The 15,305-nt window shown below is 38.8% G+C and carries 12 protein-coding genes; all 12 read right to left on the bottom strand.

Going from position 1 to position 15,305, the window contains the following annotated elements:
• Positions 1–103: 103 nt before the first annotated feature.
• The 12 genes from mreB to opp3b all read right to left on the bottom strand — a co-directional run bounded on the left by mreB (position 104) and on the right by opp3b (position 15,194).
• Positions 104–1,105: a rod shape-determining protein gene (mreB, locus tag CAO17_RS18715; RefSeq protein ID WP_085994066.1), complete on the bottom strand. Its 1,002-nt coding sequence runs from the start codon at positions 1,103–1,105 to the stop codon at positions 104–106.
• A gap of 608 nt (positions 1,106–1,713) precedes the next feature.
• Positions 1,714–2,007, bottom strand: a complete 294-nt coding sequence (gene spoIIID / locus CAO17_RS18710) for a sporulation transcriptional regulator SpoIIID (RefSeq protein ID WP_085994065.1) — start codon at positions 2,005–2,007, stop codon at positions 1,714–1,716.
• A 552-nt stretch (positions 2,008–2,559) separates the two neighbouring features.
• Positions 2,560–3,573 (bottom strand): AimR family lysis-lysogeny pheromone receptor, encoded by a 1,014-nt coding sequence (locus CAO17_RS18705; protein WP_085994064.1) that lies wholly within the window; start codon positions 3,571–3,573, stop codon positions 2,560–2,562.
• Positions 3,574–3,963: 390 nt separating this feature from the next.
• On the bottom strand, positions 3,964–4,908 hold the full coding sequence (spoIIQ, locus tag CAO17_RS18700) for a stage II sporulation protein SpoIIQ (RefSeq protein ID WP_085994063.1): 945 nt from the start codon (positions 4,906–4,908) through the stop codon (positions 3,964–3,966).
• Between the two features lie 615 nt (positions 4,909–5,523).
• Positions 5,524–6,537, bottom strand: a complete 1,014-nt coding sequence (locus CAO17_RS18695; protein WP_085994064.1) for an AimR family lysis-lysogeny pheromone receptor — start codon at positions 6,535–6,537, stop codon at positions 5,524–5,526.
• A gap of 390 nt (positions 6,538–6,927) precedes the next feature.
• Positions 6,928–7,872 carry a stage II sporulation protein SpoIIQ gene (gene spoIIQ, locus CAO17_RS18690; RefSeq protein WP_085994063.1) on the bottom strand — a complete coding sequence of 315 codons (945 nt, stop codon included), beginning with the start codon at positions 7,870–7,872 and terminating at the stop codon, positions 6,928–6,930.
• Positions 7,873–8,161: 289 nt separating this feature from the next.
• Positions 8,162–9,355: a stage II sporulation protein D gene (spoIID, locus tag CAO17_RS18685; RefSeq protein ID WP_245831871.1), complete on the bottom strand. Its 1,194-nt coding sequence runs from the start codon at positions 9,353–9,355 to the stop codon at positions 8,162–8,164.
• Between the two features lie 280 nt (positions 9,356–9,635).
• Positions 9,636–10,574, bottom strand: coding sequence for a C40 family peptidase (locus tag CAO17_RS18680; protein ID WP_085994062.1), 939 nt, complete (start codon positions 10,572–10,574; stop codon positions 9,636–9,638).
• A gap of 688 nt (positions 10,575–11,262) precedes the next feature.
• Positions 11,263–12,219, bottom strand: a complete 957-nt coding sequence (locus tag CAO17_RS18675; RefSeq protein WP_085994061.1) for an ABC transporter ATP-binding protein — start codon at positions 12,217–12,219, stop codon at positions 11,263–11,265.
• On the bottom strand, positions 12,200–13,234 hold the full coding sequence (locus tag CAO17_RS18670; protein ID WP_085994060.1) for an ABC transporter ATP-binding protein: 1,035 nt from the start codon (positions 13,232–13,234) through the stop codon (positions 12,200–12,202). Before CAO17_RS18670 ends, CAO17_RS18675 begins: the two co-directional genes overlap by 20 nt.
• Positions 13,235–13,258: 24 nt before the next feature.
• Positions 13,259–14,266 carry an oligopeptide ABC transporter permease gene (opp3C, locus tag CAO17_RS18665; protein WP_085994059.1) on the bottom strand — a complete coding sequence of 336 codons (1,008 nt, stop codon included), beginning with the start codon at positions 14,264–14,266 and terminating at the stop codon, positions 13,259–13,261.
• Entirely contained in the window at positions 14,256–15,194 is a 939-nt protein-coding gene (gene opp3b, locus CAO17_RS18660) for an oligopeptide ABC transporter permease (RefSeq protein WP_085994058.1), read from the bottom strand. The genes opp3C and opp3b overlap by 11 nt, the downstream gene beginning before the upstream one ends.
• Positions 15,195–15,305 lie beyond the last annotated feature (111 nt).

Genomic DNA, 15,305 nt, shown 5'->3' with positions numbered 1-15,305 from the left:
CCTTAACCTTCGATAAAATAAAGGTTGTTCAAAAAGTCCGGTAACATGACACTATGAATAGTCGACTCACGGGAGCTGACCAGTCCTTTTTGAACTCCTCCCATTATATAGCTTTCCTTTTTTCAATTTTATCGATATTTTCAAGCATGATCCCGGTGCCTTTTGCTACGCAGCTCATTGGCTCTTCCGCTATAAAAACAGGAACCTTTAATTCTTCTGCAAGTAGCTGGTCAATACCATGAATCAATGCTCCACCACCAGTCAAAATAATACCGCGGTCAATAATATCCGCCGACAACTCAGGCGGTGTACGTTCCAAAACAGATTTCGCTGCTTGTACAATAAGGTACACGGATTCGCGTAATGCTTCTTCTATTTCAACAGAATGAACAGAAATAGTACGTGGAAGCCCAGATACCATGTCACGACCACGAATGTCCATTTCCTCTTTCCGAGATCCTTCAAACACGGTTGCAACCTGCATCTTGATGTCCTCGGCTGTACGTTCACCGATTAGTAGTTTGTATTTCTTCTTAATATATTGAAGAATTTCCCCATCAAATTTATCACCGGCCATTTTAATCGATTCAGAAGTAACGATTCCGCCCATCGATAATACAGCGACATCTGTAGTACCTCCACCGATATCAACAACCATGTTTCCACTTGGTTGAAAAATCTCCATGCCAGCTCCGATTGCTGCCACTTTTGGCTCTTCCTCTAAGTATACTTTCTTCCCACCAGATTTCTCTGCTGCTTCTTTAATCGCCTTTTGCTCCACTTTTGTAATATTCGTTGGGCAGCAAATCAACATTCTCGGTTTAGAAAGAAATCCTTTGACATTAATTTTATTTATAAAATGCTTAAGCATTGCTTCTGTCACATCAAAATCAGCAATAACGCCATCTTTTAATGGGCGAATCGCTTCAATGTTTCCTGGTGTCCGTCCAACCATACGTCGTGCCGCTTCACCAACTTCAAGGACCTTCCCTGTATTGCGATCCATCGCCACTACGGATGGCTCATCCAATACAATTCCTTTACTCTTTACATGAATTAAAACATTTGCCGTTCCAAGGTCAATTCCAATATCCCTAGAAAACATGTATCTAGATCCTCCTAAGCTTATCATCTTGCATCAGTCCGAAAACATAATGCTACTAATAGTACGTGTTCAAAAAGGAGGATAAAAAGGACTGAGAAGTTCAAGGGGCATAGCTTTTTAGCATAAGAAACGCTTCTCTATATGACAACGCACACAGGAAAAGTGTACGTCGTGTACATTAAAAAGGTACACGAGGAGCGGAAAAGCAAGCCAACGAGCTTCCACAGGATGTGGTGACTTCGATATTCGTCACAGGGCGTAACGGTATATAATCGAAGGTCCCCTGATTCGATGTGTCATTTTTACCGGACTTTTTGAACAACCTCTAATAAGATATTTTACCACAAAAATCATCATTTAACTGTATTATTGAAAAGAAATTTGTTGGTTATTCGTGTATAACATTTGACATTTTGTATATCTAATTATAGAAAAATTTATGCTATCATTAGAGGTATATCTCATTTTCTTTGAATATAAGTTCGTTACCTTCATAGAGTACTGGATTTTTTATAGTATTTTACGATAAGGATTAAGAGTTATCCACGTAAAAAAGCCAGCCTCTTACCAACTTGGCTGACTTTATTTACCATCACTATATCACTTCCTTATCCAACTGGTTTTGCAGGTTCTTCATTGGACTCCTCATTCGTCGTGTTAATTTTGTACTTTTTTCTTGTTGCCTCCCCCCCACGAAGGTGTCGAATCGATTTGTGATATTCCAAAACCTCTTTTACTTGATTGGCTAATTCGGGATTTATTTCTGGTAAACGCTCCGTTAAATCCTTATGGACGGTACTTTTTGATACTCCAAATTCCTTAGCTATAGTGCGGACAGTCTTCTTTGTCTCCACAATATGTTGACCTATCCTCACAGTTCTTTCCTTGATGTAATCGTGCACACCGTTCGCCTCCCTAAGTTGATAACTTCCGAGGTGCATAATGAGACAAGGTGTTCATATTGATGCGGCTTGTTTATTCATAGATGATTAACTTGGATCTATCATGATTTCTCTGTATCTATTAAATTTAAGTCATTATATTAAAACAATAATTACTAGAATTTTCTGTAACTTTTTCGGATAAAAATGTATGGATAGCTTTCATAATGATACGAATCCTACCAGCCACATGAGCTCTCACCTCAGATGTTGCTGAATGACTGATTTGTAATGAGTATATTACGCTTAATCTATATTTATGAATACTATTCCATTTTTAGGACAAAATCCATCCCATTTCTTTGAAAATGTCTACGTTTATTTCCTATTTATATATATAAAAATGGATGCTGACATTCTGCCAACATCCTTTTTATCTCCACTGTTTATTAATTACCACTACGGAAATACACGACGTACACTTTAGGGCAACTAACTGGATTCCCTTTATGCCATTCCATCTCCTATATTTACGATGGCTATATTATTAACGTGCATCAATAAGAGAAATAATTAAAAATAAATCCTTCGTAACTCATTAAGCGGTAACCGGCTGAAAAAATAATCATTCCGCTTATGTACAAATTGTTTATAGGATTGAATCAATAGAGACTTATCCTTTAGTGCCTTTCCTAAATAATATTTGCTAAATGGTGTATGCTCAGCTACATCTGTTAATATCTCAATGGCATCCTCTTTGTTTCCTTTCGCTAATTCAAGATGGGCTTGTTCCGTTTTATCTGTCGTTGTAATTTGGTCTGCTTTTCCAAAGTGAGCTGATAAGAAGGGGATATATTGTTTTTCAATCACATTCATTTCGGATGGAAAATCATATTCTTTCGCAATCTTCAACGCTTCATGCATGTGGTATATCGCTTTAAAATACGAATCAAATGTATAAGATAAACCAAGTTTTATATGCGTATCTAAAAGAATGTATGGATTCATCACCTGATTCAATAATTTATACGCGAGTCTTCGGGCGACAATGATTTCGTTTCTCATTAACGTGTACATAAGTGATAATTGGATATAGCGTATCTTAAAACTTTCTTGTAGATAAAAGTCATCAATCTCTGACATATATTGGTCATACATGCTAATAAAATTCCCAAGTTCCTTATATTGGCATAAGCTGTACTCCTTATATATCATGGCAAATTCTAGTAAGCAAAGCAGTTCCGGTTCTTTCGTTTCCACACTTTTCACTGCTTCGACCGCTTCACATTTTGCATAACGGCCATGCTTTATATTCAGTAGAATTTGGTAAACCTCTGCCCACTGCTTCATAGATGGGTCAGATGATTGTATATTTTTATTGATTAATTCCTCTAAATCATCAAAATAACCATGCATATATAAATATTCCATACCTTTTTTCCGCAAATCCGAGGAATTGGCTTCTATACAATATTTTCGAATAAGCTGCCTAACTGTGTTAATATCATGCTCCAGTCTTAACATAGACTGAAGTTGTTCCATGGTTAGTTCATCTATATTTGAAATAAAATTCGTTGACACTCTCATATCCATTCCCCTTTCCTACATGATGAATTTCTTACTCTATTATCTCTCTATCTTTTTTCCTATATGTCATTATTCCTTAATATGTTCTTTATAAAAAATCAACAATTTAATCTTACCATAATTATGACAAAAAAGGAGAATAATCGTTCGACATTATCCGAGTCAAACCCTCGAAAACACTAGATTTATAAGGCATTTAACCTAGAGTGTTGTGGATAGTAATAGATGGTATATGAAGGAGAGATGTAAAGACAGTGTAAATACATTTGTAAGTACTCAACTGAAAAAATCAACACGAAAATGGTAGAATCCTAGTCCTCTTTCTTCGACATAAAAAAATACCCTAGCATTCATTGCTAGAGTATTTTTTATCGTGCCTAGACATGATATTTAGGCATTGTTAGATGATTCTTCTGTCTCATCTTCTGTTGCATCGTCACCAGATTCACCGTCTTCTGGAGCGTCTTCTGAATCACCGTTTTGTCCTGCGTTCTCATCGGAAGCTTCTTCTTCCTCTTCTGTAGCTCCCTCTTTGGAAGACTCTTCAGTAGATTCTTCTTCCGCGGATTCTTCATTTACTGCCGCGTCTTCATTTTCCTTAGACTCTTCACTAACTTCTTCTTCAGCAACCTCTTCTAAAGCACTTACTGGTTGTTTGAAAAAGTTCTCCGGATTAACTTCTTTCCCATCTTTTCTTAATTCAAAATGGACATGGGTACCATTTTCTTTTCCGAAAATATTATTCCCAGCTGTTCCTAATGTGTCCCCTTGCTTCACTTTATCACCAGCGGATACTGCTACTTCACCAAGACTTGCATAATACGTTGCCACTTCATTTCCATGTGACAGAACAACAACGTTACCTAATAGCGGGTCTTCTTTTACTTCTGTAACCGTACCACTTAATGATGCTAGTACATCAAATGATTCCTCTTCTTCTGATGTAGATGCTACATCAATTCCTGTGCTTTGATAGTATCTATTATTATAGAATACTAAAGCTTCTAATTGATCTTCTTCTGATGCGTTGTAATCATAAAATTTAGTTACGATTTCTGCTTGATCTTGATCAGATACAGGGAATTGAATCATTTCTTGTTGATCTACTACGGGCTGTGCCTCTTCATCATTTGGTGTTGGCGCCAAGTCATTGGTTAACTGCTCGTCCTGTACTTCTTCATCAGCACTTGGAACTTCACTTTCCATATTCTGATACCACATAACAACAGCTAATAACACGGCAGCCATCGTTAAATATACTGCTGGGAAAAACCATTTTTTCCGGAAGATTCGACTCCATTTATTTTTTGGAGCTTTTTTGTTTTCTTCACTCATTAGAACATCACCTCAGGAACCATTGTTATCAGAAAAAGGAAAATATATACATCAACGAAAAAAAATATTAAAATTTCATGCATTTTTTTAAAAATATAGGGAAACGTAAGNAGGTGTTCATATTGATGCGGCTTGTTTATTCATAGATGATTAACTTGGATCTATCATGATTTCTCTGTATCTATTAAATTTAAGTCATTATATTAAAACAATAATTACTAGAATTTTCTGTAACTTTTTCGGATAAAAATGTATGGATAGCTTTCATAATGATACGAATCCTACCAGCCACATGAGCTCTCACCTCAGATGTTGCTGAATGACTGATTTGTAATGAGTATATTACGCTTAATCTATATTTATGAATACTATTCCATTTTTAGGACAAAATCCATCCCATTTCTTTGAAAATGTCTACGTTTATTTCCTATTTATATATATAAAAATGGATGCTGACATTCTGCCAACATCCTTTTTATCTCCACTGTTTATTAATTACCACTACGGAAATACACGACGTACACTTTAGGGCAACTAACTGGATTCCCTTTATGCCATTCCATCTCCTATATTTACGATGGCTATATTATTAACGTGCATCAATAAGAGAAATAATTAAAAATAAATCCTTCGTAACTCATTAAGCGGTAACCGGCTGAAAAAATAATCATTCCGCTTATGTACAAATTGTTTATAGGATTGAATCAATAGAGACTTATCCTTTAGTGCCTTTCCTAAATAATATTTGCTAAATGGTGTATGCTCAGCTACATCTGTTAATATCTCAATGGCATCCTCTTTGTTTCCTTTCGCTAATTCAAGATGGGCTTGTTCCGTTTTATCTGTCGTTGTAATTTGGTCTGCTTTTCCAAAGTGAGCTGATAAGAAGGGGATATATTGTTTTTCAATCACATTCATTTCGGATGGAAAATCATATTCTTTCGCAATCTTCAACGCTTCATGCATGTGGTATATCGCTTTAAAATACGAATCAAATGTATAAGATAAACCAAGTTTTATATGCGTATCTAAAAGAATGTATGGATTCATCACCTGATTCAATAATTTATACGCGAGTCTTCGGGCGACAATGATTTCGTTTCTCATTAACGTGTACATAAGTGATAATTGGATATAGCGTATCTTAAAACTTTCTTGTAGATAAAAGTCATCAATCTCTGACATATATTGGTCATACATGCTAATAAAATTCCCAAGTTCCTTATATTGGCATAAGCTGTACTCCTTATATATCATGGCAAATTCTAGTAAGCAAAGCAGTTCCGGTTCTTTCGTTTCCACACTTTTCACTGCTTCGACCGCTTCACATTTTGCATAACGGCCATGCTTTATATTCAGTAGAATTTGGTAAACCTCTGCCCACTGCTTCATAGATGGGTCAGATGATTGTATATTTTTATTGATTAATTCCTCTAAATCATCAAAATAACCATGCATATATAAATATTCCATACCTTTTTTCCGCAAATCCGAGGAATTGGCTTCTATACAATATTTTCGAATAAGCTGCCTAACTGTGTTAATATCATGCTCCAGTCTTAACATAGACTGAAGTTGTTCCATGGTTAGTTCATCTATATTTGAAATAAAATTCGTTGACACTCTCATATCCATTCCCCTTTCCTACATGATGAATTTCTTACTCTATTATCTCTCTATCTTTTTTCCTATATGTCATTATTCCTTAATATGTTCTTTATAAAAAATCAACAATTTAATCTTACCATAATTATGACAAAAAAGGAGAATAATCGTTCGACATTATCCGAGTCAAACCCTCGAAAACACTAGATTTATAAGGCATTTAACCTAGAGTGTTGTGGATAGTAATAGATGGTATATGAAGGAGAGATGTAAAGACAGTGTAAATACATTTGTAAGTACTCAACTGAAAAAATCAACACGAAAATGGTAGAATCCTAGTCCTCTTTCTTCGACATAAAAAAATACCCTAGCATTCATTGCTAGAGTATTTTTTATCGTGCCTAGACATGATATTTAGGCATTGTTAGATGATTCTTCTGTCTCATCTTCTGTTGCATCGTCACCAGATTCACCGTCTTCTGGAGCGTCTTCTGAATCACCGTTTTGTCCTGCGTTCTCATCGGAAGCTTCTTCTTCCTCTTCTGTAGCTCCCTCTTTGGAAGACTCTTCAGTAGATTCTTCTTCCGCGGATTCTTCATTTACTGCCGCGTCTTCATTTTCCTTAGACTCTTCACTAACTTCTTCTTCAGCAACCTCTTCTAAAGCACTTACTGGTTGTTTGAAAAAGTTCTCCGGATTAACTTCTTTCCCATCTTTTCTTAATTCAAAATGGACATGGGTACCATTTTCTTTTCCGAAAATATTATTCCCAGCTGTTCCTAATGTGTCCCCTTGCTTCACTTTATCACCAGCGGATACTGCTACTTCACCAAGACTTGCATAATACGTTGCCACTTCATTTCCATGTGACAGAACAACAACGTTACCTAATAGCGGGTCTTCTTTTACTTCTGTAACCGTACCACTTAATGATGCTAGTACATCAAATGATTCCTCTTCTTCTGATGTAGATGCTACATCAATTCCTGTGCTTTGATAGTATCTATTATTATAGAATACTAAAGCTTCTAATTGATCTTCTTCTGATGCGTTGTAATCATAAAATTTAGTTACGATTTCTGCTTGATCTTGATCAGATACAGGGAATTGAATCATTTCTTGTTGATCTACTACGGGCTGTGCCTCTTCATCATTTGGTGTTGGCGCCAAGTCATTGGTTAACTGCTCGTCCTGTACTTCTTCATCAGCACTTGGAACTTCACTTTCCATATTCTGATACCACATAACAACAGCTAATAACACGGCAGCCATCGTTAAATATACTGCTGGGAAAAACCATTTTTTCCGGAAGATTCGACTCCATTTATTTTTTGGAGCTTTTTTGTTTTCTTCACTCATTAGAACATCACCTCAGGAACCATTGTTATCAGAAAAAGGAAAATATATACATCAACGAAAAAAAATATTAAAATTTCATGCATTTTTTTAAAAATATAGGGAAACGTAAGCATTTATGGTGCTTGGTAGGTGCAGTTCTTTTTATAGTATCTATTTACAGGGGATGAAATAAAACCCCCCCCCCCCGCTGATTGAAGATTCACTTTGTATAGTTATGCTTTCCACTATCAGGGAATGATCTGTTTTCCTTAAAGTTGATATCTTAATAAACAAAAGAAAACCCCGCTGCTTATTTTGCAACGAGGGTTGGAGTCGCATCATCTACGGTACTTATTTCAACACCTTGATAATAATGGTTAATAATATCCTTATACGTTTTTCCATTCTGCGCCATGTAATGTGCTCCATATTGACTCATTCCAACGCCATGGCCATAACCTTCTGTCGTAAACACAAAGTGCCCATTATTCTGCTTGATGGTAAAGTCACTGGAACTTAATCCTAATTTCTCTCGTATATCCCTTCCAGAAAAGGTATTCTCTGCTATGGTTAGCTCTTTCACACGTCCACTTTCCGTTCTAGATTCCTCCATATATACAGGCTTTTCATTCGGTAGATCAATGCCCAATGCCTTTTCTACCTGGGCTACCGTAAAGGTTTGTTGATTTAAAAATTTCGGAGATTCTTTATCCCAAGGACTTTTCACACTTCTTAAGTAAGGTAATTCATTTTCCCAATAATCCTCGGAGTTTTCCGTATAACCATTACTTGTGGAAAAAAACGCTGCCGTTATCGGCGTTTCATTATACGTTAAAATTTCTCCCCTTGTTGCATTTACCGCTTCCTTGATTTTATTTATTTTCTCCGAATAGTCGCTCCCCCATTGTTTAATTAGTTCTTCCTCACTTCTATATACTTGATGGGAAACCGTATCTGTCACATCATATTCGGCTATCTTATCCCCGTGAAGCAAATGATTAACCGTATAGGTTCTTGCAGCAAGTGCCTGTGCCTTTAAGGCCTCTAACTCAAACTCTGCTGGCATCTCCGCCGCTACGACACCTACGATATATTCTTCTAATGGAATGTCCTCTACTGTCTCCGTGGCTGAGCGCATAACCTCCACTGCAAATGGGGATTCTTCTACCTCAACAGTGGCCTCCTCTACCTTTTTTGTAACGGTTGCTGCTTCCTGTTTGCTTTCTCCAAATGGAATCACAACTAATGCCGGGATGACTAGAATAATCATAAGTAAAGTAATTAAGGTAAATGTAGTAGGAAGCCTCCATGCTCGTGATGTAGGATGATACGTTGATTGCTTCTTTGATTTTAGTGGAGTAACTTTCTTAAAATTGGTTGCCTTTGCCTTGTATGAAGTCGTTCGATATGATGACTGTTTCTTCTTCTTCAATTGCTTCATTATCGATGCATTCTTTTTCTTCCATCGCTTTACTGATTTGTACGGATATCTTTTGCCTTTCACAGCTTTCCTCCTTTTCCATCACTGCCATATTTCATATTAATCTAGTATCCCTACTAATAAACCTATACACCGAACCCTTTCAATAGAACCAAAAATTTTTGGTTGTTTGGATGGTCGATGGAAACAGTTCTCACGGACCATTCTAGCAGGTCGTCCCAATCGACAGCGAAACGTCATAAAGTGAATCCTCAATCCGTCGGGTATATTCCTTCCCCCTTAACCTACAATAAAAATCCACCCAATTTACTTCCCAGTAAATGGATGGATGCTAATCATGATACTATTCCCAATACCTTCTAGCTACGCAAAGTTCATCCTCATATTTGGTCCCTTTTAAAGAGATGATTTCAACCCCTTTTCCCGTTTGTGGAGCATGAATCATCTTCCCGTCACCTGTACTTATCCCAACATGGTGGATGCGTCCTTTTCCTTTTTCATAAGCAAAAAATAATAAGTCACCAGGTCGGATAGCGTCCAATGGAATAGGTTTCCCAGCCTTCGCTTGATCTCCAGCATCACGTGGGATTCGATAGCCATTTGCTTTATGTGCTGCATAAGAAAGACCTGAGCAATCATAGCCAAATGCGCTCATACCTCCCCAAAAATAGGAAAGGCCCAAATGACCTTCAGCTGCCTTCACAACAGCTTCTCCATCTCCAGGATCTACTCCCTCCTCTGTAGAAAACACATGCACGGCATCTTTCGGAAGGTATTTCTTTCCACTTGGCGTCTGTACTTCCACACGGTTATCACCAACAGCTTCTACTGGTAGCATAGTTAGGTAACTGAGCATCATCTCTTTTTCTCCCTCGCTCGTTTCCAACCAAGCATGCTTCGTCTGTACAGCTGCAGTTAATGGCTTAACCCATTCTACCTTATTCACTTGGGCTAATTGTTTGGCAGGAACCCATCCCGGATAGCCCCGCCCATCTTTTTTGGACGGTTGACTTGGAATGATGACATGCGCAAAGCCATCCCGGATTTCTGTTACCAAAACAGGCTCTCCATACAATAATTGGGACTGTATTCTATTTTCATCACATAATGCTACTTTTTCCTTGTCCGTTAATTCGGTAACCCACTTTTCCATATTGGTTGGGTTTTCCGTTCCATCACGATCCATTTCTCTTGCAGACTGAGGATTCGTCCATACAGTTGCAACTTGTACGTTCGTTACCCACATCTCCTCTGGTAATAAATCATCATCCCGTTTATACATGATAAAACCTCTCTTTCCTCCTGGCTGTTTTCTAAGAGATTGTTGTTTATGTCGCAAAATAGATAGAATGCGCAGTAACCTAATACGAAAAAAGGTGCGTAAATATCGCTACGGAAATACACTACGCTTTCCGCGGGAGCTGCTGAGCCCCCTCCGTGCTGTCGCACTACGTGGTCTCACCTAGGCTTTTCATCCCGCAGGAGTCTCCGTGTATTTCCTCCGCTATTTTTGAGCATAATCTCCTATTATTATTATTTCAGCCATAATCATGGTTGATTGGAAGAGAGAACAGTCGACTCCTTGAATGTGAATTTCAATTTACTAACGAAGATGTAACGCTCTCGAAGCCTTCCTTGTCCTGTGGGAATAGCACGTGTCTGAACTGAAGCCGTGCCCTATGGTCCGCTACCGCCCGTAGTTGAAATCAGCGTGCATCGGCAAGCTTAACCGAGTTACGTCACATCCCCCTTCTACTGCGACACAAAAAGCATACATATATAGGAAAACATTCTTCCTCCTAAACTCCAAAATAGGTCAAACGTTTGTTTGAAAATCCGTACGTTTGACCTATTTTCATAGACAGGGATAGACCGATTGGTACATCAGGCAGGAAACGGCCTTCGCCTAGCAAGTATGCACTACAAAACCGTCCCTTACCGTACCAAGCTAATCAACAAGTAAGCACCGCTCACGCAAAATGACAAGCGACGTAATGATGTTTCCTAGCTTCACGCCATTCCGGTATTTTCTGTGCACAAATATCTTGTGCGAGTGGACAGCGAGTGCGGAACCGGCAACCACTTGGTGGATCGATGGGACTTGGGATATCCCCTTTTAAAATAATACGCTCCCTTTTTAATTCTATGTCTGGATCTGGAATGGGTACAGCGGACATGAGTGCTTTTGTATAGGGGTGTAATGGTTCCTCATACAATTCCTCACTTTCCGCTAATTCGACCATGCTCCCTAAATACATCACGGCTACTCGATCACTGATGTATTTCACCATCGATAAGTCATGGGCGATAAATAAGTAGGTTAAGCCACGCTCTTTCTGTAATTCTTTTAATAGATTGACAACCTGCGCCTGGATGGACACATCTAGTGCAGCAATTGGCTCATCAGCAATGATAAACTCCGGATTCACTGCCAGTGCTCTCGCAATACCGATGCGTTGTCGTTGCCCCCCACTAAACTCATGGGAAAAACGCTTCGCATGCGTTTTATTTAAACCTACTAACTCTAGTAGCTCGTACACTACTTGATTTTGCTCAGCATCGCTCATCATCGGCCGATGAATCTTGATTCCCTCTTTAATGATATCCATTACCGTCATCCTGGGATCTAACGAGGAATAAGGATCCTGGAAAATCATTTGTATTTTACTTTGATATTTCTTCCGGTCCTTTTTGGAAATTCCATTTTGCAAGTCCACTCCATCGTAATGGACCTCACCCGATGTGGCCGAATATAGATTTAAAATCGTACGTCCGACCGTTGACTTCCCACATCCGGACTCCCCTACTAATCCAAGTGTTTCTCCTTGATAAATATCAAACGTCACATCATCCACTGCTTTTAATTGCTTTTTTCCTACCTTAAAATGCTTTTTTAGGTTTTTTACTTCAACGAGTTTTTGCTTCATTTGTTGTCCCTCCGCCTATCGAATGCTTTACACGAGGTGCTCTTTCATCTAACAGCCAGCATGATGCGGCATGTGAATCCGTGACATAGGTACGTTCAGGGTTATGATGATGGCATACCTTCATGACATAGGGACATCTTGCTGCAAATGGACATCCCTCATGCAAGTTGCTTACATCCGGTGGTGAACCAGAAATCGGAACAAGCGGTACAGAACGATCCTGATGCATTTTCGGCATGGACTCCAAAAGCCCCCATGTATAGGGATGCTTTGCTTCGTAAAATAGTTCCCGCAATGTACCCGTCTCCACAATTTCCCCCGCATACATGACAGCAACACGATCTGCCATATTAACAACGACACCTAAGTCATGCGTAATAATCAAAATCGATGTACCGGTTTTTTTCTGAAGCTCTTTCATTAAATCTAAAATTTGTGCCTGAATCGTTACATCCAGTGCTGTCGTCGGCTCATCGGCAATTAAGAGCTTGGGATTACATGCTAATGCAATGGCTATGACCACCCGCTGCCTCATCCCACCGGAAAACTCATGCGGATAAGCGTTCATCCGCTCCTTTGCATTAGGAATACCGACCATTTCCAGGATTTCCTGTGTTTTTTCCAATGCTTCCTTTTTGCTGATAGCCTGGTGCTTCCTAAGCCCCTCCATGACCTGCTTTCCAATTTTCATCGTCGGATTCAAGGATGTCATTGGATCCTGAAAAATCATCGATATTTCCTTTCCCTGAATCGTTTCCATTTCTTTTCGGGAATAGTTTATGAGATTTTCCCCTTCATAGAGAATCGTGCCATCCTCGATCTGTGTTGTCTTTTTCGGAAGCAAGTGCATGATGCTTTTCGCGGTTACCGATTTACCAGATCCAGACTCCCCCACAATGGCAAGGGTCTCTCCTTTTTTTATATCAAAATTCACACCACGAACAGCCCTTACTAATCCATTATTGGTTTGAAATGATACATTTAGATTTTCTACTGATAATATGGTGTCCGTCATCGTTGTCCTCCTAACTTGACATGCTTATTTCTTCATTTTCGGATCTAGCGCATCGCGAAGTCCATCACCCAATACATTAAAGCTAATCATAATCGCACTAATCACAATCGATGGGAAAATTAATTTATAAGCGAAATACCTCATTTCCTGGTATCCATCTTCAATTAACGTACCCAATGATGCGAGTGGCGGTTGTAAACCAAGTCCGATAAAACTTAAAAACGCCTCGAAGAAAATAGCAGTTGGAATGGTAAACATTAACGTTACGATAATGGGGCCAACAACATTCGGAATTAAGTGTTTCCACATAATCCCACTATTTGTTACCCCTAACGCACGGGATGCGAGTACAAACTCCTGACCTTTTAGCTGCAATATTTGACCACGAACAATCCTTGACATGTTTACCCAACCAGTGATGACCATGGCAAGTATAATCGAGGTAATTCCGGGCTCTAAAATAAGGATGAATAAAATAATTAGGATTAAGTTTGGTATTCCCGTTAAAACTTCCACAATCCGTTGCATGATGTCATCGACTTTTCCACCGTAAAAACCGGAAACTGTACCATAAACAACGCCAATAACGAGGTCGAGAAAAGCAGCCATTAATGCAATGAACAAGGATATTTGTGTTCCTCGCCAAATTCTTGTCCATAAGTCACGGCCAAACTCATCCGTACCAAACCATGCCGCTTCTTTTATTCCATTTTCTTCATAAACATTGACACCCGAGGCATTTGTTCCATCCAAACCAAGCCACTCCAACCCATGAACCAATGGAGGCAAATTCGAACGAAGCAAATCCTGGTCATCATAGTGATAATCGTTCATCATGGGACCGACAATGGCGAGTATCGTCATCACGATGATCGTAACAAGTCCGAATAAGGCCCCTTTATTTTTTAATAACCGATCAAAGGCCTCACGCCAATATCCCTTTGTTACCTCTGGGAGCTCTTCAGCCTTTCCTTCTTCGAGGGGTTCAAAGACGAATAAATCCTTCGTTATTTCTTCACGACTATGCTGCATTCTTCTTCCCCCCTGATAAAGAAATACGCGGGTCTAGTACGCCATATAAAATATCAACAACTAAGACAACGAAAATAAATAATGCACTATATAAAATCGTGACACCCATGATGACACTATAATCGTTCACAAGGATGGATAATGTAAATTGTTCTCCCAATCCTGGAACCGCAAAAATCTTCTCAATCACAAGTGTTCCTGTCATGATACCAACAGCCAATGGACCAAGTACGGTTATAACTGGAATAAGTGCATTTCGGATAACGTGTCTCGTGATAACTTTTCGTTCTCCAATCCCTTTTGCCCGCGCTGTGTTGACATAGTCCTGGCCCAAGACTTCCAGCATTTCGGTCCGGATAAAACGCGCTACCGTTGCAATCACAGTTACCGATAAGGCTACAGAAGGAAGGATGGAATACGTGTACCCTTTCCAAAGTGCGGCAGGAAGCCATTCCAACTGAACACCAATAAAATATTGCAACAACGCGGCAAAAACAAAAGCAGGTATAGACATCCCTAATACCGCAAGAAATACGGAGCCATAATCAAGGATGGTATTGTGATTAAGTGCAGATATAATCCCTAAAAATAAACCAATAATAATTCCAATTAAAACAGCTTGTCCACCGATTAAAGCAGACGGTCCAATCCTTTCTGAGAGAATATCATTGACAGTACGACCTTCGTATTGAAAGGAAAGACCTAAATCTCCTTGAAGCAGGTTTCCGATATAGGTAACATATTGAACGGCCAATGGTTTATCTAACCCATATTTTGCTTCCATCATTTCTAACTGCTGATCGGTTAATTTTTCAGGGTTACTAAAAGGAGTACCAGGTAACAACTGCATAAGTAAAAAGGTAATCGTAACGATAATTAACAAGGTAATCATCATATACCCCACTCGTTTCCATATATAGGAAGCCATCCATTCACCAACTTTCCTGTTTGCTAGACTAATGTCTCATTATTTCTATGAACCTATGTAGTTTTTTCAACTTGGAATTAAAATCTTCATAAAGTAAATCTTTCATTACTG

Source organism: Oceanobacillus senegalensis (assembly GCF_900176885.1).
Lineage (GTDB): Bacteria > Bacillota > Bacilli > Bacillales > Amphibacillaceae > Oceanobacillus > Oceanobacillus senegalensis.
Note: the sequence above shows the minus strand (reverse complement) of the source record. Positions and strands in the feature narration are given on the sequence as shown.